The 20819-nt window shown below is 65.3% G+C and carries 20 protein-coding genes and 1 riboswitch; of the genes, 12 read left to right on the top strand and 8 right to left on the bottom strand.

Going from position 1 to position 20819, the window contains the following annotated elements:
* The first annotated feature begins 1 nt into the window (after window position 1).
* Together ACIGJB_RS23505 and eda are read left to right on the top strand one after the other, a co-directional pair.
* On the top strand, window positions 2-937 hold the full coding sequence (locus tag ACIGJB_RS23505) for a sugar kinase (protein WP_483732402.1): 936 nt from the start codon (window positions 2-4) through the stop codon (window positions 935-937).
* 57 nt (window positions 938-994) lie between these two features.
* Window positions 995-1636 (top strand): bifunctional 4-hydroxy-2-oxoglutarate aldolase/2-dehydro-3-deoxy-phosphogluconate aldolase, encoded by a 642-nt coding sequence (gene eda / locus ACIGJB_RS23500; protein WP_483734642.1) that lies wholly within the window; start codon window positions 995-997, stop codon window positions 1634-1636.
* A 111-nt stretch (window positions 1637-1747) separates the two neighbouring features.
* On the opposite strand, the gene ACIGJB_RS23495 is transcribed toward eda, so the two are convergent.
* The 3 genes from ACIGJB_RS23495 to ACIGJB_RS23485 form a co-directional block, all read right to left on the bottom strand.
* On the bottom strand, window positions 1748-1879 hold the full coding sequence (locus ACIGJB_RS23495) for an entericidin A/B family lipoprotein (RefSeq protein WP_483732401.1): 132 nt from the start codon (window positions 1877-1879) through the stop codon (window positions 1748-1750).
* A gap of 120 nt (window positions 1880-1999) precedes the next feature.
* Window positions 2000-3322: an EAL domain-containing protein gene (locus ACIGJB_RS23490; protein WP_483732400.1), complete on the bottom strand. Its 1323-nt coding sequence runs from the start codon at window positions 3320-3322 to the stop codon at window positions 2000-2002.
* An 18-nt stretch (window positions 3323-3340) separates the two neighbouring features.
* A complete protein-coding gene (locus ACIGJB_RS23485; protein WP_483732399.1) occupies window positions 3341-4654 on the bottom strand; it encodes a hemolysin family protein in 1314 nt (437 codons plus the stop codon).
* A gap of 197 nt (window positions 4655-4851) precedes the next feature.
* Here ACIGJB_RS23485 and ACIGJB_RS23480 point away from each other — a divergent pair, with 197 nt between their 5' ends.
* Window positions 4852-5049 (top strand): hypothetical protein, encoded by a 198-nt coding sequence (locus ACIGJB_RS23480; RefSeq protein WP_483711753.1) that lies wholly within the window; start codon window positions 4852-4854, stop codon window positions 5047-5049.
* Window positions 5050-5220: 171 nt separating this feature from the next.
* Complete coding sequence (locus ACIGJB_RS23475; protein WP_483732398.1) at window positions 5221-6102, top strand: helix-turn-helix domain-containing protein; 882 nt, start codon at window positions 5221-5223, stop codon at window positions 6100-6102.
* On the opposite strand, the gene ACIGJB_RS23470 is transcribed toward ACIGJB_RS23475, so the two are convergent.
* Window positions 6090-6638, bottom strand: coding sequence for an acyloxyacyl hydrolase (locus tag ACIGJB_RS23470; RefSeq protein ID WP_483732397.1), 549 nt, complete (start codon window positions 6636-6638; stop codon window positions 6090-6092). The genes ACIGJB_RS23475 and ACIGJB_RS23470 overlap by 13 nt on opposite strands.
* Window positions 6639-6940: 302 nt before the next feature.
* A riboswitch (FMN riboswitch) is annotated at window positions 6941-7104 on the top strand.
* A 176-nt stretch (window positions 7105-7280) separates the two neighbouring features.
* Between ACIGJB_RS23470 and ribB the strand changes: the two genes are divergently transcribed.
* Both ribB and ACIGJB_RS23460 read left to right on the top strand, forming a co-directional pair.
* On the top strand, window positions 7281-7952 hold the full coding sequence (gene ribB, locus ACIGJB_RS23465; RefSeq protein ID WP_483732396.1) for a 3,4-dihydroxy-2-butanone-4-phosphate synthase: 672 nt from the start codon (window positions 7281-7283) through the stop codon (window positions 7950-7952).
* Between the two features lie 92 nt (window positions 7953-8044).
* Entirely contained in the window at window positions 8045-8599 is a 555-nt protein-coding gene (locus ACIGJB_RS23460) for a surface-adhesin E family protein (RefSeq protein WP_483732395.1), read from the top strand.
* 14 nt (window positions 8600-8613) lie between these two features.
* On the opposite strand, the gene ACIGJB_RS23455 is transcribed toward ACIGJB_RS23460, so the two are convergent.
* The gene (locus ACIGJB_RS23455) at window positions 8614-9024 is read right to left on the bottom strand and encodes an RT0821/Lpp0805 family surface protein (RefSeq protein WP_483732394.1); all 411 of its coding nucleotides are present in this window, start codon (window positions 9022-9024) and stop codon (window positions 8614-8616) included.
* A 237-nt stretch (window positions 9025-9261) separates the two neighbouring features.
* On the opposite strand from ACIGJB_RS23455, the gene ACIGJB_RS23450 reads away from it, so the two are divergent.
* From ACIGJB_RS23450 to mdoH, 3 genes are all read left to right on the top strand, one after another.
* On the top strand, window positions 9262-9636 hold the full coding sequence (locus ACIGJB_RS23450; protein ID WP_483732393.1) for a hypothetical protein: 375 nt from the start codon (window positions 9262-9264) through the stop codon (window positions 9634-9636).
* A gap of 355 nt (window positions 9637-9991) precedes the next feature.
* Window positions 9992-11593 carry a glucan biosynthesis protein G gene (locus tag ACIGJB_RS23445; protein ID WP_483732392.1) on the top strand — a complete coding sequence of 534 codons (1602 nt, stop codon included), beginning with the start codon at window positions 9992-9994 and terminating at the stop codon, window positions 11591-11593.
* Window positions 11566-14178, top strand: a complete 2613-nt coding sequence (gene mdoH, locus ACIGJB_RS23440; protein WP_483732391.1) for a glucans biosynthesis glucosyltransferase MdoH — start codon at window positions 11566-11568, stop codon at window positions 14176-14178. The genes ACIGJB_RS23445 and mdoH overlap by 28 nt, the downstream gene beginning before the upstream one ends.
* A 54-nt stretch (window positions 14179-14232) precedes the next feature.
* Here the strand turns inward: mdoH and ACIGJB_RS23435 are convergent, their stop codons facing one another.
* Window positions 14233-14823, bottom strand: a complete 591-nt coding sequence (locus ACIGJB_RS23435) for a hypothetical protein (protein ID WP_483732390.1) — start codon at window positions 14821-14823, stop codon at window positions 14233-14235.
* A gap of 362 nt (window positions 14824-15185) precedes the next feature.
* Here ACIGJB_RS23435 and ACIGJB_RS23430 point away from each other — a divergent pair, with 362 nt between their 5' ends.
* Complete coding sequence (locus ACIGJB_RS23430) at window positions 15186-16406, top strand: Bcr/CflA family multidrug efflux MFS transporter (protein ID WP_483732389.1); 1221 nt, start codon at window positions 15186-15188, stop codon at window positions 16404-16406.
* Between the two features lie 3 nt (window positions 16407-16409).
* On the opposite strand, the gene ACIGJB_RS23425 is transcribed toward ACIGJB_RS23430, so the two are convergent.
* Window positions 16410-17237: a mechanosensitive ion channel family protein gene (locus tag ACIGJB_RS23425; protein WP_483732388.1), complete on the bottom strand. Its 828-nt coding sequence runs from the start codon at window positions 17235-17237 to the stop codon at window positions 16410-16412.
* Between the two features lie 193 nt (window positions 17238-17430).
* A complete protein-coding gene (locus tag ACIGJB_RS23420) occupies window positions 17431-18633 on the bottom strand; it encodes an ammonium transporter (RefSeq protein ID WP_483732387.1) in 1203 nt (400 codons plus the stop codon).
* Between the two features lie 521 nt (window positions 18634-19154).
* Here ACIGJB_RS23420 and ACIGJB_RS23415 point away from each other — a divergent pair.
* Window positions 19155-19436 carry an HU family DNA-binding protein gene (locus ACIGJB_RS23415; protein WP_008651272.1) on the top strand — a complete coding sequence of 94 codons (282 nt, stop codon included), beginning with the start codon at window positions 19155-19157 and terminating at the stop codon, window positions 19434-19436.
* Window positions 19437-19609: 173 nt separating this feature from the next.
* Window positions 19610-20815 carry an ISL3 family transposase gene (locus ACIGJB_RS23410; RefSeq protein WP_483729871.1) on the top strand — a complete coding sequence of 402 codons (1206 nt, stop codon included), beginning with the start codon at window positions 19610-19612 and terminating at the stop codon, window positions 20813-20815.
* The last annotated feature ends 4 nt before the right edge of the window (window positions 20816-20819 follow it).

Here is a 20819-nt window from a genome sequence, read left to right as displayed (position 1 = left end):
CATGAGCATCGATATCCTGGCCTATGGCGAGCCGCTGGTGGAGTTCAACCAGCAGCCCGACGATCCGACCCGCTACCTGCAGGGCTTTGGCGGCGACACTTCGAATTTCTGCATCGCTGCCGCGCGGCAGGGCGCGGCCACCGGCTATATCACCGCGGTCGGTGCCGACAGCTTCGGCGAACGCCTGATGGCGCTGTGGACGCAAGAGCGTGTGGACACGCGCCACGTTCGCGTCGATCCGGTCGCGCCGACCGGCGTGTATTTCGTGAGCCATGACAACCATGGCCACCGCTTCGACTACCTGCGCGAAGGTTCGGCCGCGGCTCGCTACCATCACGAACTGCTGCCGCTGGCCGCGATCGCACAGGCCAGGTTTTTGCACCTGTCGGGCATCAGCCTGGCTATCAGCACCAGCGCCTGCGATGCGGGACTGGCCGCGATGGAGCATGCGCGCAAGGCCGGCGTGAAGGTGTCGCTCGATACCAACCTGCGGCTGCGCCTGTGGTCGCTGGCGCGCGCGCGCGGCATCATGCGCGAGGCGTTTTCGCTCACCGACGTGTGCCTGCCGAGCTGGGACGACATTACCGTGCTGACGGGGCTCGATGACCGCGACGCCATCGTCGACTTCTTGCTCGGCTGCGGCGTCGGCCTGGTGGCCCTCAAGCTGGGCGAAGAGGGCGCCTACGTGGCCACGCCCGAATCGCGCACGCTGGTTCAGCCGTTTGCCGTCAAGCCGCTCGATGCCACTGGCGCCGGCGACTGCTTCGGCGGCAGCTTCATCGCACGGCTGGCCGCGGGCGCCGATCCGTTCGAGGCCGCGCGCTATGCGAACGTGGCCGCTGCGCTGTCCACCACGGGCTATGGCGCGGTGGCGCCGATTCCATCCGCGGAAACCGTGTTCGCCAGGCTGGCGCAGTCGGTGTCCGTGATTGCCTGATGCATTGATCGACTGATCCACGAATCTGCCTTCATGTCCGCAACCATCCAGACTGCCATGCAAGTTCAACCTTCCCCGCTGCTCGCGCGGCTGGCCAATGTGCCGGTCATTCCTGTACTGGAGTTCAGCTCTGTCGACGAGGCCCTGCACGTCAGCGAAGCGCTGGTGGCCGGCGGCCTGCCGCTGCTTGAAATCACGCTGCGCACGCCGGTGGCCATGGACGCCATGCGTGCCGTGGCGGCGAAGATACCGGGTGCGTGCGTGGGCGCCGGCACGGTACTGACCGTGGACCAGCTCCATGCCGTGCGCGATGCCGGCGCGCAGTTTGCCGTGTCGCCTGGCCTGACGCCCGCGCTGGCGGCAGGGGCGCAGGGCGCCGGCATTTCGCTGCTCCCCGGCGTGGCCACGGCCAGCGAGGCGATGGCCGCGCTGGAAGCCGGCTTCTCTTTCCTGAAGTTCTTCCCGGCACAGGCCGCCGGCGGCGTGCCGATGCTCAAGTCGCTGTACGGACCGCTGTCGCAGCTGCGTTTCTGCCCGACGGGCGGGATTGATGCGGCGCTGGCGCCGAGCTACCTCGCCTTGCCGAACGTGGCGTGCGTGGGCGGTTCCTGGGTGGTGCCCAAGGACGCCGTCGCCGCCGGCGACTGGGGCCGCATCCGCAAGCTGGCCGAACACGCCGCGTCACTGCGGCTGCCCTGAGATACCGGACGCCATCGCCGTCCGGCATGACGTCCGGTTGAAAAGCAAAACGGCACGCAATGCGTGCCGTTTTGTCTTGTGCGCCGAGCCCTTCCAAAAGGGCTTGGCCGCTTACTTGTGGCTGTCTGCCGCGCCTTCCAGTTTCTGGCCGCCGCGCTGGAGATCCTGGCCGAGTCCGGCCATGGTATTGCAGCCAGCCAGCAAGGTCGCGAGCAGTACGCACCAGATCCAACCTTTTTTCACGCCGGGCTCCTTTGAGTTCATGAATATTGCGCGGCAGATTTTACTCGCCAGCCGGGTTTGGCATCACATGTGATGTGTCGCAATTTGTAAATCGTACCCGGGCCGCCACACTCGATGGCATCATGCCGCCGGCCCGAGCAGCTCCCCGGCGCGCTGCTGGATCGCCCAGTGCGTCTGGGTCAGCCAGTTAGCCGGAAACGGCTGGGCCAGCAGATAGCCCTGGATGCTGTGGCAGCCCCAGCCATGCACCTGTTCCAGCTGCTTGCGTGTTTCCACGCCCTTGGCGCAGACCATGGCCCCGGCCTTGCGCGCTACCGCGCAGGCGGCCCGCAAGCCGGGCGCCGCATTGGCGGGCTGGTGGGCGTGGCCAAGGCTGCGCACGTCCAGCGTGACACGGTCGGGCCGCAGGCGGGCAAACGTTTCCAGGCTTTCCGGATGATCGTCGAAGTCGCCGAGCGAAAGTTGCAGGCCGCGCTCGCGCAGCGCTTCGAACCTGGCAATCAGTTCGGCATCGTCGGGAACGTTGGCGGACGGCACTTCGATGCAAAGCTGTTGCGGTGCGATGGCCCCGGTATCGAGCGTGCGCGCGAGCGCATCGACCATGTCCAGTTGATGCAGTTGCGCGCTGGAGGCCAGCAAGGTGAACTGCAGCGGGCCAATATCCGCCGCCGCGCGGGCCAGCGGAGCCAGGCTGCGAAGCAGCCAGTTGCCCACCGGTCCCATCAGCCCGAGACTATCCAGCGCTGGCAGGAAGTCCTGCGGCGCGACCCTGCCGAGTGCGGGATGGCGCCAGCGCAGCCGCACCGAGTAACCGCTGATCCGTGCGCCCTCGAAATCGGCGCGGGGCTGCAGGTGCAGGCCCAGTTCGCCGCGTTCCAGCGCGTACGGCAAGGCCGTGAGCACCTGATCCTCCGCGGGTGGCCCGGCCCGCGCGGCGCTGGCCAGCCCGTCTCCCCCCTGGCGGCAGATCCGCAGCATGGCGTCGATGGCATGCTGCAGGCTGCGTTCGGCGGCTACGTCGGGGTGGTCGAGCGACACGCCGACGCTGCAGGACAGGAACGGCTCGGCGCCGTCCAGCGTGAAAGGGCGGGCCAGTTCATCGGCCAGGCGCTGTCCCAAACGGACCGGATCCGGCGTTGTGGCCGGCAGCAAGGTAAGGACGGCAAGATCGGCCGAACCCAGCCAATACACGCGGGCTTGCGGATGAAGCCAGCGCGTCAGGCGCGCCAGCACGAGCTGGCGCAGCCGGGCCGCCCCTTTGGGGCCGAGCGATTCGCACGCGCTGGCAAAGCGATCGAGTCGAATGGCGAGAATGACCAGTTGCGCGCCGCCGGAAGATGCGCGGCAATCCGCCAGCGCAGCCACGAAGGCGGCCGGCTGGACCATGTCGTACGCATTGCCGGCACGTTGACCGGCGCTGTTGTCGGCGTCGTCTTGGCGCATGCGATCCATATGCCGGCGTCAGCCGGTGGTGTCTTCTTCGGGGCCTTCGGATGGCGGCACGCGCGAGGCCAGGACCTTGTCGATGCGCTTGCCGTCCATGTCCAGGATTTCAAAGCGCCAGTCCTGCCACTGGACGCTGTCCGCGGTTTGCGGCAACCGGCCGAGCAGCAGCAGGAGCATGCCGGAGAGCGTGTGGTAGCGCTCTTTCTCTTCCTCGGGCACCTGGCGCAGGCCGATGCGGTCCTTCAGTTCGGGAATGGGGATCAGGCCATCGAGCAGCCAGGAGCCGTCTTCACGCTGGATCGCCCATTCCTCGTCCACGCTATCGGGCTTGAATTCGCCGGTGATGGCTTCGATCAGGTCCTGCAGCGTGACCAGCCCGAGCACCTCGCCGTACTCGTCGATCACGAACGCAACCTGGCCGCCGGAGCCGCGGAAGTTCTCCAGCAGTTCCATGCCCGTGACGCTCTCGGGCACGAACACCGCCGGCTGCACCACGGTCATCAGGTCGGCTTCCTCGCCGCGCAGGCGGCGGGCCAGCAACTGGCGCGCACTCACCACGCCAACGATGTCGTGCATGCCGCCGCGCACGACCGGAAAGCGGGAATGGTCCGATTCCTCGATGCGCTTGAGGTTGTCTTCCAGCGGCACTTCGACGTCCAGGTAGACCACGTCCCCCCGCGGCACCATCAGCGAAGCCAGCTGGCGGTCATCGAGGCGGAACACATTGCGTACCATGGTGTGCTCGTGATGCTCGATGACGCCGGCCTCCGAGCCCTCGACCAGCAGTGCGTGGATTTCTTCCTCGGTCACGCCCGGACCGCGATTGGTATTGACGCCAAGCGCACGCAGGACCAGGCGTGTCGACCCGGACAGCAGCTTGACGAACGGCGTGCTGGCCACGGCGAGCCAGGCGATCGGCCGTGCCGCCAGCCGGGCGATGGCCTCGGGGGCCAGCTGTCCCAGGCGCTTGGGCACCAGTTCACCCAGCACGATCGAGAAATAGGTCAGGCCAGCCACGACGATGGCCGTGGCCACGTAGCCTGCAGTGGGCTGTGTCAGCCCGAAGCCCTGCAACCATACGCCCAGCGGCTGCGCCAGCGTGGATTCACCCACCACGCCGTTGAGCACGCCAATCGACGTAATGCCGATCTGGACGGTGGACAGGAAGCGGGTCGGGTCTTCGCCAAGCTTGACAGCCTCGATTGCTCCGCGGTCGCCTTCTTCAATCCGGCGCTGCAGACGCGCCTTGCGGGCGGTGACCAGCGCGATTTCGGACATGGCGAACAGACCGTTGAGCAGAATCAGCGCCAGCAGTATGGCAATTTCCATCAGGGTGCGCGCCCTTCGCGCGCGGGAATCAAAAGGTCAAGCATACCATTCGCCTGTTACAACCTGTCTCGGGGTGATGTGGACTGCGCCCATGCAGGTGTGGCAAAAATCGTGGCTATTTGCGATTTGTTACTGGCGCAAGCAAGCCGGTCCGTTATCCTCTGTCTGACAATAATCTCCACAAAAGGGAAAACATAATGTTCCGAGGACTTGCGCTGCTTTTGGCGAGCACGGCTTTGCTGGCCGGCTGTGTGGTTGCGCCATACGACGACGGTTACGGTGCCGGGCATGGTGGCTGCCCGCCTGGCCAGGCCAAGAAGGGAAATTGCAGGGTGGATCAGTACGGCAACCAGAGCTTCTGTCCGCCGGGTCAAGCCAAGAAGGGCAACTGCTGACGCGCGGTTGTCTCCCTGCGGTGGTCGGGCGTTGGGGCGTCGCGGACATGCCGCCTGACCCAGGGTGTCGGCTGATGAGGTGGTTCCGCATTGGCATCGGGCCTCCGTGAATCTTGCTGATTACCTTCAAGGTAGTCGCCGGGCAATGTGTCTCATGCTGTAATACGCGACATGGAGACGCTGACGCCCGGTTCCGAAACCGCCCTCGATTTTCCCGGCCTGCTGCGATACTGGCGCGGCAGGCGCGGCTATAGCCAGCTTGCGCTTTCGCTGGCAGCGGGGGTGTCGCAGCGCCACATCAGTTTCCTCGAGTCCGGCCGCTCCAGGCCTAGCCGCGAGATGGTGCTGGCGCTGGCCGAACGACTCGGCGTGCCGCTGCGCCAGCGCAACCGCATGTTGCTGGCGGGCGGGTTTGCTCCGGGATATAGCGAACACACGCTCGTCTCTCCGCCTCTGCAGATGGTTCAGCACGCCATTTCGCTGATTCTCGCGAAGCAGGAGCCGTTCCCTGCCGTGGTGCTCGACCGCTTCTGGAACCTGGTCGACGCCAACCCGGCTTATCGGCGCATGTTCGATGTGCTGCTCGACGGCAGAGTGCCTGCGGCGCTGGAGGAGGGCGGCGAGCGCATCAACCTGATGCTGACCGTGTTCGATCCGCACGGCTTGTGGCCGGTGATCGAGAACGCCCGGCAGGTTGGCCGCTACCTGCTGCGGCGGGTCTGGCAGGAACTCCAGGTCCAGGCGAATGACCAGTCCGCGCGCGAAATCTTCGCGCGCATCGCGGCCTGGCATCCGGATATGGTGAGCCCGGCCGGTGCGCTGCTGCCTGATGAGGACGCGGCCGAGGGACCGCCACCGCCAGTGCTGCCGGTCACGCTGCGTGCCGGAGCGTTCCGCGCCTCGTTGTTTTCCACCATTACGACGCTTGGCATTCCGCAGGACGTCACGCTGCAGGAAATGCGCATCGAGTGTTTTTTTCCGGCCGACGAGGCCACGCGCGAGGTGTTCGAGACGCTGGCGCACGATTCGCCTCCGCGGCGTCAGAAGCGGTAGCGCAGGTACACCGTGCTGAAGCCGGTGCCGGGATTCGGCTCCTTGATCCCGCCATTCGAGATGTGCTGGTAGCGGTAGCCGACCGCGAACTGCTGCGCCTTGCCGAACGCCACGCCGACACCCGCGTATTCCGAAAACTGGAAGGCGGTGGAATACGCGTGATCGTCGGAAGTTCGGGTCTCGGTCAACAGGCGCACGCCAAGCGACAGTTCCAGGAACGGCACCCAGCTATAGCGCTTCCACTGCAGCCTGGCCACCGGCGAGAAGCCGAATTCCCAGGGGTTGCGGGGGTTGTTGCTGCTGGTGCTATGCCAGCGTGCAACATTGACCTCCCAGAGCACGTCGGCCAGCAGGCCTTGCGGGTTGCCCCAGGCAAAGCCGGAGTCCCACAGGAAGGCGGCTTCGATTTTCTGGATGTCATGCTTGTTGTCGACCCCGTAGCCGATCTGGACCGCGGGGATCGGTGGGGCCGCTTGGGCCAGGCCGCTCCCCAAGGCTATGCCCGAGACGACGGCGACCAGGGCCGCCCGCCTCAAACATCGCGTCCGTGAAGTCTGGCGGAGCAGGGGTGCAGTCGCGGAACAGCCGGGCCGGGCGTCGGGCAGCGGTCGCATAGGTTGGCTCGTTATTGTCGGGGGAAGACCCGGACCGTGCCGCATGGGCGCGTCCGGGACCGGGCGGTGACGCGCACAGTCCCTTTTTCATCACACCTAAGGTAGTTGTAGTACACGGCGGGCCACGTTGCACGCCGAAGAAAAAAGCACAGTCGTGCTACCATCGCCCCGCCGGCACTTTGGGCCCCTTGTTATCGAAGCACGGGCGCAAGACGCCGGCACCGTTACGTCTTCAGGGCGGGGTGAAAGTCCCCACCGGCGGTATGCCGCAGCGTATGTTTCCGTACGATGCGGCGAGCCCGCGAGCGCCTGCACATTGCGTGCAGGGTCAGCAGACCTGGTGCGAGGCCAGGGCCGACGGTCATAGTCCGGATGAAAGAAGATGGGCGGAAGCCTGCCTGGCCGGCTCCGGTGCAGGGCATCGATGGTCATGCTTGCCGCGGCCGGACGCATGAGTCCGCGCACGGGTGCGTGCCGTCATGCCATGTGCCTGCCCGGGTTGCCTGCGTGCTTCCGTTGATCCTCCCCTGAAACGCCCACTGATCAGCAAGCAAGGAGCGTTTCATGTCAAACCTTTCCAACGAATCCGATTCCATCACGCTCGCGTCCGACGTGGACGAGCGCCCGTTGGCCCTGCGCATTGCTCAGGCGCTCGACGCCATGCGCGAAGGCCGCCCGGTTGTGCTGCTCGACGACGACGATCGGGAGAACGAGGCCGATCTCATCCTGGCCGCCGAGTGCCTGACGCCCTCCAACATGGCCATGATGATCCGCGAATGCAGCGGCATCGTGTGCCTGTGCCTGACTGCCGGCAAGGTGCGCGAGCTTGGGTTGCGCCCCATGGTGGAAAACAATCGCAGCCAGTACGGAACGGCGTTCACCGTGTCGATCGAGGCGCGCGAAGGCGTTACCACCGGCGTGAGCGCAGTGGACCGCATCACGACCATTCGCGCGGCAATCGCGGACGATGCCGGGCGCGATGCCGTGGTCAGCCCGGGCCACGTGTTCCCGCTGGTCGCCGTGGATGGCGGTGTCCTGGTGCGGCGGGGGCATACCGAAGGCTCGGTGGAACTGGCCCGGATGGCCGGCCTGTCCCCCGCCGCGGTCCTATGCGAATTGATGAATCCCGACGGCACCATGGCGCGCCGGCCCGAGGCGCTGGCGTTTGCTGAAATGTACCGGCTGCCGGTGCTCACGATCGCCGATCTGGTTGCCTGGCGCGAGATTCACGGCTGACGCGTGGTTGAATTCGCGTCGCGCGGGTCGGCAAGCGCGGCGGCATATGCGACAATGCGGCTCGTTTTTCCCGTCAATTCGAGGGTGATTCAATGATTTTCCGCATTGTCCGATGCGCTGCCGTGCTGTGCGGCTGCGCCATGGGCCTGAGCGCCCACGCTGAATCCGGGATGGGCTACGAGAGCCGTCCCGCCGCTGCCGCCGGCCTGTACCAGTGCCAGCTGGCGTCCGGAGACACGGTCTTCCGCGCCACGCCACGCGAAGGCTGTACCGTTGTCGCCGCGCCGGAAGCGGCGGCGCCGGATCCCCAGCGCTGGCTTCCTCTGATGGGCGCCAACGGCGTGATTTCGTACTTCGACCAGGTCGCCGTCAAGCGTGCCGGGCCGGAAGTCGGCGTGGTGGTGATGCGCAATGCGCCGACCGGGGTGATCCGTACCGCGAATGGCGAACCGATCCGGTCCTCGCTCAAGCGCATGGTACTCAACTGCGCATCGTCGATGGTGGCCGTGGTGGAGCAGACGCTCTACAGCAAACGCTTCGCCCGCGGCGAGGCGCTGTACACGATCCGCGCGGCGCAAGCTTCGCGGTTCCAGCCGGCGGCCACCGGGTCGGTGGCCTCGGAGCTGATGCGCCGGCTGTGCCGTTGACGACCTGGCGGCCCTTATTCAGCGACCTGGCGTGACTTCCACTGGCCGTCCTTCTGCTTGCAGAACCAGCCGCTCCAGTGCTCTTCGGCGGTGCCGCGCTTGAGGTCGGTCTTGAGTCGCCGGCACGACTGGCCCTGGTCGGTCTTGCTCGTGACCGGCGTCAGCGTGCCGTCGACGGGCAGCCGCTTGCCGCTGGCCGGAAACTCCCAGGTGATCGACTGACCGTCAGCGGTGTCGTTCAAAGCCTTGCCGATCGACTTGGCGAACGACGCCGCTTCATCCTTGTTCAGCTTGCCGATGATGGTGCCGGACAGGTAGTTGTCGAAGTACGCCTGGGCGGGAGCGGACACGGCGAACATCAGCGTGGCGCCCAGGGCGCTGACCAGGGCAACGGTGGGGAGGCGGCGGGCTTGCCGAGACAGCATGGTCGTTCCTTTTCGGTTCGTTGGCGCGGCGTGCCGTCGCGCGGGCCAGTGCATTGTAAGCCCAACCAGCGCGCCGATGACGGCACGCGGCGCCTCTCGCGCCGCATGCGCGGTGGCGTGGTTGACAGGCGATTTTCACTGGCCTAGCGTTGATTGTTGCCACTGGTGCTTGCCGCGATGTCATCCGCATTGACAGGCAACGGGGCACAACGCGCAATCAGCGCGAGAGGAGTCCCCATGAAGCTGCGCCACCTTACCCTCGGCCTGGCCTTCGCCGCCGCGTTCGGCGTCGTGCATGCCCAGTCCCCGGCTGCCAAGAGCGGAAAGTTCGATCCGTACACGGACGGCGCCAAAGCTGGCAAGTTCGACACCTACACCGACGGCGCCAAGACCGGCAAATTCGATGTCTATACCGAAGGCGCGAAGTCCGACAACGTGACCTCGCTGGCCCCCGGCGCGCGTACCGACCAGCTCCAGCCGATCGACGATGCCAAGCGGGTCGGCAAGGCAGACCCGTACACGGACGGTGCCAAGGCCGGCAAGGCTGACCCGTACACGGACGGCGCCAAGGCCGGCAAGTTCGACACCTACACCGACGGTGCGAAGCAGTAGCGCCTCGTAGCTGGCCGGTCCCACGCCGCGCGGTAGTTGCTGCTGTCTGCGCGGTGTGACGCGGACGTCCGCGGCAGCCGCGCGATGCGCCTTTGCCGCGGCAGGGTTTCATTTTGTTGCAAACCTTGCGTGATCGAAACGTGACTTTCTCGTCTCGAATTGTTAAGGTTTATTGCACTTCGCACCCAAAGCGAGACCGGGCCGGCTGGCTCGGTTTTTTTCGCGCCCGGGCCGGCCATGACCGTCATGTCAGGTCTGTCTCTTGCTTGGCGGACCCCTGAGTCGTCCGCCAGGCTGTCCGCCATTCCGGCCGCAAGAGCCGGTTGCACCGTCCACATTTCCAATCTGGGCATTCATGTCATCAAACGCCACGCTACGCCTGTCCGAACCTTTGCTTGCACGGCCTTCCGACCGTGCCCGCTGTCGCGGGGCATCGGCCAGCACGCGCGTGCGCGTGGCCCGGTGGCTGGGTGGCGGCGCGCTGGCCGTGCTTGCCATGACGGCACATGCCTTCGATTTCGATACGGTGGCGGCGCGGGCACGCCAGCTGGCGGCGTCTCCCTATAAGGCACCCGCACAGAACCTGCCGCGTGAACTGCGCGAGCTGTCCTACGATCAGTACCGCGAGATCGAATACAAGCCCGAGCGCTTTGCGTGGCGCAATACGCGCCTGCCGTTCGAGCTGTCGTTCTTCCATGAGGGCATGGTGTTCGACCAGCCCGTGCGCATCCACGAAGTCGTCAGCGGCAGCGTGCGCGAGTTCCGCTTCGATCCGGCCGCGTTCAACTACGGTCCGCACAAGGTCGATGCCGCGCGGCTCAAGGGTTTGGGCTTCGCCGGTTTCCGCGTGCTGTATCCGCTCAACCAGGGCAAGCGCAAGGACGAGCTGGCATCGTTCCTGGGCGCGAGCTACTTCCGAGCGCTCGGCAAGGATCAGTGGTACGGGCTCTCCGCGCGCGGACTTGCGGTGGACACCGGGCTCAATTCGGGCGAGGAGTTCCCGCGTTTCGTCGAGTACTGGATCGAGCGGCCCTCGGCTTCGGACAAGCAGCTGACGATCTATGCGCTGATGGATTCGCGCCGCATCAGCGGTGCCTACCGCTTCGTCATCAAGCCCGGCGAAGAGACCACGATGGAGGTCAAGTCGCGCCTGTTCCTGCGCGAGAACGTGACCAAGCTTGGCCTGGCGCCACTCACCAGCATGTACCTGTACGGCGAGAACCAGCCATCGTCGCAATCCGACTTCCGCCCGGAAGTCCACGACTCCGACGGGCTTTCGATTCATCTCGGCACCGGCGAATGGGTCTGGCGGCCGCTGGTCAATCCGAAGCGCCTGCTGGTCACGTCGTTTTCCGAGACCAATCCGCAGGGCTTCGGGCTGATGCAGCGCGACCGCAACTTTGCCAGCTACCAGGAGATCGGCGCGTGGTATGAGCGACGGCCGAGCGGCTGGGTCGAGCCCCGTGGGAACTGGGGCTCGGGCAGGGTGGAGCTGGTCCAGATCCCGACGCCCGACGAGACCAACGACAACATCGTCGCCTACTGGGTGCCCGACAACCCGCCCAAGCCCAGGCAGCCGTTCGACTACGAATACCGCCTGATGTGGCAGAAAGATGGCGAGCAGATGCCGCCGCTGTCGTGGGTCACGCAGACGCGCCTGGGGCAGGGTCTCACGCGCAAGCAGGACGACACAAGCTTCTCGCTGGTGGTGGATTTCGAAGGCCCCGCCTTCCGCAAGCTGCCGGCCGATGTGCGCATCGACCCGGTGGTGTCGGCCGATGCCAATGCCGAACTGATCAAGACGTCGGTGCAGCGCAATGACGCCACCGGCGGCTGGCGCATGACCATGGTGATGCGCCGCAAGGATGTCAACAAGCCGGTTGAGTTGCGCGGCTATCTTCGCAACGGCAATACAACCTTATCCGAGACGTGGAGCTACATCTTACCCCCAGGCTAAAGCAGCGACCGGCCCAGGCGGCGGCATGCGAGCGCTATGTCGACCGCCTGCCCGTATCCTCTGAGTTGCGCACGGAATTGCTGGCCGATCCGCCTGCGCCCATAACCGCCGCAACCGCCGCAACTGCAGCAACCGCCGGAATCTCCATCGATCCGCGCGATGCCCAGGCTGCGATCGAACAACTGCAATCCAGGCTATCGGCGCGCGAACCCGCCAAGGGTGACTCCCCCGCGCCAGGCGGACCGACCTACGCTTCCGTAGCGCGTCGTTTCTCGCTGGCCTACGGCAATCCGCAAGCCGCCGGCGAGCCCTTGCTCAAGCGCAGGCCCGACGGCACCGTCCATGTCGATACCGGACCCGAGCCGGAGCGCAGCTCGATGGTGCCGCGCCAGTGGCCGCCGCATATCGTCACGGGCTGGCTGCGCAACACCTGGCGCCGCATGCTGGGCCGCCCTCAGGTTCCTGAAACCTGGGACACCCTGCACGATGGTCCCGATGCCGAAGGCAAGTGGCATCCCGCCGGTTCGCACCGGCGCTGGTTCCTGCTGGGGCTGGTGGTCGCGCAGACGGTGCTGGCCACGTACTTCATGACCAAGGTGCTGCCATACCATGGCGCCGATCCGCTCGAGATCGCGATTCTGGTCTTGTTCGCAGTGCTGTTCTCGTGGGTCTCGGCCGGCTTCTGGACGGCCATGATGGGTTTCCTGGTGCTGGCCAAAGGCGGCGACCGGCACCTGATCTCGCGCTCGGCCGCGCCCGATGCACCGCTTGCGCCCGATGCGCGCACGGCGGTCATCATGCCGATCTGCAACGAGGACGTGACCCGCGTGTTCGCCGGCCTGCGCGCGACCTACGAATCGCTCGAGCGCACGGGCCACCTGGCCAATTTCGATTTCATCGTCCTGTCCGACAGCGGCAACCCGGACCTGCGCACGGCCGAGGTCGACGCGTGGATGGAAGTGTGCCGCGCGGTAGGCGGTTTCGGTCGCATCTTCTATCGCTGGCGCCGTCACCGCGTCAAGCGCAAGACCGGCAACGTGGCCGACTTCTGCCGTCGCTGGGGCAGCAAGTACCGCTATATGGTGGTGCTCGACGCCGACAGCGTGATGAGCGGCGATTGCCTGGCCACGCTGGTGCGCCTGATGGAGGCGAATCCGGGTGCAGGCATCATCCAGACCGCGCCACTGGCAGTGGGGCGAGAAACCCTCTATGCGCGCGTGCAGCAATTCTCCACGCGCGTGTACGGTCCGCTGTTCACGGCGGGCCTGCATTACTGGCAACTGGGCGAGTCGCACTACTGGGGCCACAACGCGATCATCCGCGTGAAGCCCTTCATGGAACACTGCGCGCTGGCGCCGCTGCCCGGGCGCGGGCCGCTGTCGGGCGAGATCCTGTCGCACGACTTTGTCGAAGCCGCACTGATGCGCCGCGCGGGCTGGGGCGTATGGATTGCGTACGACCTGCCGGGTTCTTACGAGGAGCTGCCGCCGAACCTGCTGGACGAGGTCAAGCGCGACCGCCGCTGGTGCCAGGGCAACCTGATGAACTTTCGCTTGTGGCTGAAGCAGGGCTTTCACGTGGTGCACCGTGCCGTGTTCCTGACCGGGATCATGGCCTACCTGTCGGCGCCGCTGTGGTTCTTGTTCCTGCTGTTGTCCACGGCGATGCTGGCCCGCCATGCGCTGGTGCCGCCTGAATATTTCACGCAGCCTTACCAGTTGTTCCCGACCTGGCCCGAATGGCATCCGGAGAAGGCGCTTGCGCTGTTCTCGGCCACTGCCACGCTGCTGTTCCTGCCCAAGGTGGCCAGTGTGCTGCTGCTGGTGCGGCAGGCCCGCCAGTATGGTGGCTTGCCGCGCCTGGTGCTTAGCATGCTGATTGAAGTCGTGCTGTCCGCCTTGCTGGCGCCGACCCGCATGCTGTTCCACACCAAGTTCGTGGTGGCGGCCTACAGCGGCTGGGGGATTTCCTGGAAATCGCCGCCGCGCGAAGACGCGGAGACCTCCTGGGGAGAAGCGCTGCGCCGGCATGGAGGGCACACGGTGCTCGGGCTCGCGTGGGGTGCGCTGGTGTACTGGCTGAATCCGTCCTTCGTGCTGTGGCTGCTGCCGATCGTGGGTTCGCTGGCATTGTCGATCCCGCTGTCGGTCATGCTGTCGCGGGTGTCGTTCGGCCGCGCATCGCGCGAGGCTGGGCTGTTCATGATTCCCGAGGAGGCCATGCCGCCAAGGGAAATCGTCGAAACCCAGCAACACGTGGAGCAAGTGGCCGAGACGCCCGACTTCGTGGATGCCGTGGTGGATCCGGTGACCAACGCGCTGATGTGCGCCACGGCTTCGGCCCGCGTCGTGCAACCCGAATCCGTGAAGGAGCGCCACGCGGCACTGGTACAGCACGCACTGACGGGCGGCCCGCGCGCGCTGACGGCGTCGCAGCGGCATATCCTGCTGGGCGATCCCTTCGCGCTGTCAAGGCTGCATGAACTGGTCTGGGGATCGCCGCTGGCCGATGCCGGGTGGAAGGATATCCGCCTGCTGGTCCGGCGCGCCCCGAACGTGCTGCCGCTGCGTCCGCGCGCCGCGTGATACGGAGCAGGGCGCGGTACGCTCGCGCGGCGCAACGAAGTTCCGCCGCGGTCCTCAGCGCAGGGCCGCGGTGCAGATCGGCGCGTTGATGTAGACGTCGCCCACGCGGCGTTCGCCGCGATCGTTCCGTGTCATGTAGCGGAACATCATGCTGACGCCAAGCTTGGTCAGGATTTCCACGTCGCGGTTGGCGCAGATATTGCGCTGCAGCGGCGCCGCGTAGTTGACCTCGAAGCTTGCAAGATCCAGCATCGGCCCACGGTAGTTGGTCAGCTCGAGCTGGAACAGGACGTGTTTGCCCGGCGTCGACTGGCAGCGGCGCAGCCGGGTTTCCGCATCAATTTCTATCGGCAGTGCATCGTTGAGCTGACGGCACGCGCGCGCCAGCACGCTGTCGGGCCGATTGGTATTGCGCAGCAGTTCGGGTACGCCCGCGGCGCCGGTATTCTGCCCGGTGGCAGCGCCCTTGAGCATGCGGGACAGTGCGTCGGCTTCATCGAATACGGGGGCGGGCGCCGGCGCCGTGGCCGAGGCGGGCGTGCGCAGCGGTGTCGGCGCGCTTTGCGCCGGCCCGGGCCGCAGCAGTACAGCCGCGAGAGCGGCTGTGACTAGCGTAGCGGTGAACGGCGTGTGTCGTAGTCTCATGCAGGATAACGTTGCCGGGGCAAGCCTGTCGCCCCTCTCTGCGCGGCCGCCGGTCTGTCGCATGGACAGGGCCAACAGGCCGCATTGTACCCTCCACCCCCATTCGCGTGAAAGCGGCGCCACACGTTAACTCGCGCGCGGCTTCGCAAAACTGCCAGTCAAGCCAATACTGCCAAGATTAGGATATTTGTCGAACCCGACGCTGGCGGGGCATGGCAAGGTGCCGCCAACGTCGGGCGGCAGATGTCACGGGCATCGAATTCTGTCATTCCAGCCAGGTTTGTCATGCTGTGCAACAATTCGCGGTCTGGCGGCTGGCTGGCACGCGCCGCCGCCGGCACGGACCTCCGGAACTCACACTGATGCCTCAATCCTCCAGCAGCCACAAGGCTGCGCGCTTTCCCGCCTGGCTGCTGATCTGTGCTTCGCTGACGGCCATTGCGCCGTTATCGATCGATATGTACCTGCCCAGCTTCCCGGCGCTGTCAGCGGACCTGCACGTGGATATCGGCCAGGTACAGCTGACGCTGGGCACGTTCCTGGTCGGGCTGGCACTCGGGCAGGCATTCTACGGACCGATCAGCGACCGCTTCGGGCGCAAGCCGCCGTTGTACGTCGGCCTGGCCCTGTACGCGCTGGCCGCGGCCGGCTGCGCCATGGCGCGCAGCGTCGAGTCGCTGATGCTCTGGCGTTTCCTGCAGGCGCTGGGCGGCTGCGCCGGCATGGTGATGGCCCGCGCGGTGATCCGCGACCGGCTCGAGGCCCACGAATCGGCCCGGGCCTTCTCGTCGCTGATGCTGGTGATGGGGCTGGCGCCGATCCTGGCGCCGATCATCGGCGGCGCCATCCTGACGACGCTGGGCTGGCGCGCCATCTTCTGGCTGCTGACGCTTGCGGGCGTGCTGATCCTGGCGCTGGTGCACTTCCGCATGGAAGAGTCGCTGCCGCGGGAACGCGCCGCGCCGCTGCATCCCGGTACGGTCGCTGCCAGCTATATCGAGCTGCTGCGCGACCGCGAGTTCCTGGGCTATTCGCTGGCAGCCGGATTCGGACAGGCCGGCATGTTCGCCTATATCGCGGGCTCGCCGTTCGTGCTGATCGAACTCCACGGCATCGACGCCTCGCATTATGGTTTTGTCTTCGGTGCCAATGCGTTCGGGCTGATCGCCATGTCGCAGCTGAATGCGCGCCTGGTGCAAGGGCGCACGCTTGACCAGGTGCTCGGCCGCGCGGTGCTGGCACCCTGCGCCGCGGGCCTGATGCTGGCGGCCGCGGCGCTGGCCGGCGTGCTGGTGCTGCCCGTGCTGCTGGCCGGGTTCTTCGTCTTTATCGGATCGCTGGGCTGCATCACGCCCAATGCGTCGGCGCTGGCGCTGACGCATCAGGGGCATCGCGCCGGCACGGCCTCCGCGCTGATGGGCACGCTGCAGTTTTCGCTCGGCACCGTCGCGGGCGCCGCCGTCAGCCTGTGGCACGATGGCACGGCACTGCCGCTGGCAGTGGTGATGGCCGTGTGCGGTGTCGGTGCGGTAGCGCTGCGCGCCTGGGGAAGCGCGCGGCCTTCCGCGGCGGCGGTAGCCTGAGCGTCAGGCCGCGGCGTTCTTCACGACCACCATCTGCGCCGGCATGAGCGCGGCGTAGCCTGCCTGGCCAAAGCTTTCGCGGATGATGCGATTGGTGTCGAAATACACCTGCCAGTAGTGGTCGTTGTGGCAGTACGGACGTACCGCCAGGACCGGCCCGACCAGCGTGAATTCCAGGATCTCGACGTCGACCGGAGGATCGGCCAGGACGTTCGGAATCGCGCCGATACGCGCCTTGAGCAGCGTCATCGCCGCGGCAGCGTCGGTGCTGCCGGCGAGCTGGGCCTTCAGTTCGACGCGGCGGAACGGGTTGATGCTGAAATTCTGGATGGTGTCCGAGAAGATCTTGTTATTGCCGATCACCGTCAGGACGTTGTCCGGCGTGTCGAGCGTCGTGGCGAACAAGCCGATCTCGCGCACCGTGCCGGTGACCCCGCCGATGGTCACGAAATCCCCGACCTTGAACGGCCGCAGCACGACCAGGAACGCGCCGGCCGCGAAGTTGGCCATCAGGCCCGACCAGGCCATGCCGATGGCCACGCCGGCTGCGGCAATCAATGCCGCGAAGGTCGTGGTCTGGATGCCGAAGTAGCCGAGGATGCCGATCACCAAGACCACATTCAGCGCGACCGTCACGATCGAGCCGACGTAGCGCAGCAGGGTCGGATCCACCTGCTGCTTGCCCAGCCCGCCCTGGACCATGCGCACCACCACGTGGATCAGCCAGCGGCCGATGATCCAGAAGGCCAGCGCGGCAAGGATCTTGACCCCGAACTCCGTGGCATAGGCAATCACCACGATCCTCAACTTCTCCAACGTTGACGCATCCATCGGCATTCCCCTGGTTTGATGGCCGGCAAAGGGCCGGCACGAAACGAAGAACTGCGAAGAACTGGCTGGCAAATCTTGCACGCTGGCGCGTCGGCAAGATGACGGGCACGGCAATTATTGCCATGCCGTCTGGGGAAGTTCAAGAAAAGAATTGTCAGGAACGGCGCCTGCGCGCGCGTTCCTGGCGGCGGGCTTACCAGTTGGTTTCGCGCTCGGGCGTGGCCGAGATGCGGTGCAGCGTCAGGTCGGCGCCGTTGAATTCGGCTTCCGCATCGAGGCGGATGCCGACCAGCTTCCTGAGCGTGCCATAGACGATGGTGCCGCCCGCCAGGGCGATCACGATGCCGAGCAGGGTACCGATGAGCTGCGCACCCAGCGAAACACCGCCGATCCCGCCCAGCGCATGCTGGCCGAAGATGCCGGCCGCAATGCCGCCCCAGGCGCCGCATAGCCCATGCAGCGGCCACACGCCGAGGACATCATCGATGTGCCACTTGTTTTGCGCGAGCGTGAACAGGTGGACGAACAACACACCGGCCACGGCGCCGGTGATCAGCGCGCCGAGCGGATGCATCAGGTCGGAACCCGCGCAGACGGCGACCAGGCCTGCCAGCGGGCCGTTGTAGGCGAAGCCCGGGTCGTTGCGGCCGGCCCACCAGGCGGCCAGCGTGCCGCCGGCCATGGCCATCAATGAATTGATGGCGACCAGCCCGCTGATCTTGTCCACGGTCTGGGCGCTCATGACATTGAAGCCGAACCAGCCCACCGCGAGCACCCATGCGCCGAGCGCCAGGAACGGAATGTTCGACGGCGGGTGCGCGCTGATGCGGCCATCCTTCTGGTAGCGGCCGCGGCGCGCGCCGAGCAGCAGTACTGCGGGCAGGGCGATCCAGCCGCCGACCGCATGGACCACGACCGAGCCGGCGAAATCATGGAACGGGGCGCCGGTCAGGCTGGTGATCCAGTCCTGGATGCCGAAACGATGGTTCCAGGCAATGCCTTCGAAGAACGGGTAGACAAAGCCCACCAGGACAAAGGTCGCGACCAGCTGCGGATTGAAACGCGAACGTTCCGCAATGCCGCCCGAGATAATCGCGGGAATGGCCGCGGCAAAGGTCGCCAGGAAAAAGAACTTGACCAGTTCGTAGCCGCTCTTCTGCGCCAGCGTATCGGCGCCTGCCATGAACTGCACGCCGTAGGCGACGGTATAGCCGACAAAGAAATAGGCAATGGTGGAAACCGCGAAGTCCACCAGGATCTTCACCAGCGCATTGACCTGGTTCTTCTTGCGCACCGTGCCCAATTCCAGGAAAGCGAAGCCGGCGTGCATGGCCAGCACCATGATTGCGCCAAGCAGGATAAACATGGCGTCGGTGCCAGTCTTCCAATTGTCCATAGGTCCCTCATGCTCAAAATGGGAGCATGGGTATGCAAAAACCATTCCAGAACTGGCTGCATACTGGTGCCATTTGCACCGCCATGGTGGAATTCGCACCGAATTCCCGCAGGGGCGGCCCGGGTTTCCAAGGGGGGAGGTGGTGCAGATCGTCGATAAGAAAGGAGCCACATCGCCGGTGCGCGCCAGAATGATGCAGCCCGCTGGCGCTTTTATGAACCTTGACGGTGCATTGCACCATAGCGGTGAATGGTGGGTGCTGCACCGCGATGCCTTGCTAAGCGGCGACAGGGCCGGCACTGTCCGCTTGCGCTCCAGTCCGAAATAACGGAGAGAAAGCGGCCGGAACAGAGGCGGAAATCTCCCGCTAACCGGCCTCAAGCAAGGATTTCCGGGTTTTTTCGTTGCATTGGTGCCACTGGGGATTGCCCAAGGCGCGAAGGGCAGATTAGACTGCGCCGATCGATGCAATGCCTGCTGGCAGATACATCGGTGACGACGACCAACAAGGGAAATCAGCCATGAATAAAGGTGAACTGGTATCGGCCATCGCCGCGGAAGCAGAACTGAGCAACGCCGCAGCCGAGCGTGCGCTCAACGCAGCGCTGGACAGTATCAAGAAGGCAGTGGCAAAGGGTGATTCGGTAACGCTGGTGGGTTTTGGCAGCTTCAGCTCGGGCAAACGCGCCGCACGCACGGGCCGCAACCCGCGCACGGGTGAAACGATCAAGATTCCGGCCGCGAAGACCGTCAAGTTTTCTGCTGGACAAGGTTTCAAGGACGCCGTGAACAAGAAGAAGTAAGCGGTTTGCGTCCGGAGTAGCGAGAGAGCGGCCTGTCGGGCCGCTTTTTTATGGTTCTTCGCCGATCTGCGTGACCGTATAGAAACAAAAAGGGCCAACGCGCCCACCACTGTTATCTTGGAGTTGCGACACAACAAGAATCAGGAAGGTGGAGGTTGGCCCTGCGCGATTGTATGGCCCAGCTCGGCTGCTGGGAAGGCTATCGCCTGCGCGATAGCTGGGAAGAGACCCGTAATGGGCAACGTATTTGCCTCATCCGGCTGGAACCTAAGGGGCGCCGGAGGCGGTGCTGCGATGGCTGTGGTCGAGGCGTTAGCAGTATCCACGATCGGGTAGAGCGACGCGTGCGGGATCTGCCTATGTTCGAGACTCCGGTGGAGTTGGTCGTGCCGCGACTTCGTCTAGCTTGCCGGCAATGTGGCCCGAAGCTGGAACGCCTGGACTGGCTCGCACCCTATGCGCGGGTGACAACGCGGCTAGCCGCCAGCGTAGCGCGACTGTGCAAGGTCATGTCGTTGCGCCATGTCGCTGCCTTCTATCAATTGGCCTGGACTACGGTCAAGCGCATCGACCTGCGTCATCTGGAACGGGAACTGGGGCCGGTCGACCTGAAAGGCGTCACCGTGATCGCGATGGACGAGTTTGCTATCCAGAAGGGCCATCGCTATGCCACGGTCATCGTTGAGCCGTCGAGCAAGCGGGTACTCTGGGTTGGGCGCGGACGCTCGCGAGAGGAAATCCGACCCTTCTTCGAGCTACTTGGCCCCGAAGGCTGCGCCAAGATTCGCGCCGCAGTGATGGACATGAATACCGCCTACGACCTTGAAGTGCAGATGCATTGCCCGCACGCACAGGTCGTCTATGACCTGTTCCATGTGGTGGCCAAGTACGGCCGTGAAGTCATCGATCGCGTTAGGGTGGATGAGGCCAATCGGCTACGCGGCGACAAGGCGGCCCGTAAGGTGGTGAAGTCTTCTCGCTGGTTGCTGTTGCGCAACCGCGAGAACGTTACCCGTGAGGCCGATCAGATCCGGCTTGATGAAATACTGGCGGCCAACCAAGCGCTGATGACCGTCTACGTGCTCAAGGACGATCTCAAGACACTTTGGACATACCGGCATCCCGGCTACGCCCGGCGCTTCTGGCAAGGGTGGTACGAGCGCGCCATGGCCAGCGGCATCGCACCTCTTTGCCTGTTCGCCAAACGCCTCAAGCCTTACCTGCCAGGCATCCTGGCTCATAGCCGCTGGCCGTTGGGAACCAATCTGGTGGAGGGCATCAATAACCGGATCAAGGTCATCAAACGGATGGCCTATGGCTTCCGTGATGACCATTACTTCTTCCTGAAGATCCGGGCGGCCTTCCCCGGAAATCGGTGAAGAA

This window comes from Cupriavidus sp. C2SS-8b (assembly GCF_057073745.1).
This window is presented reverse-complemented; position numbering and strand designations above follow the sequence as displayed.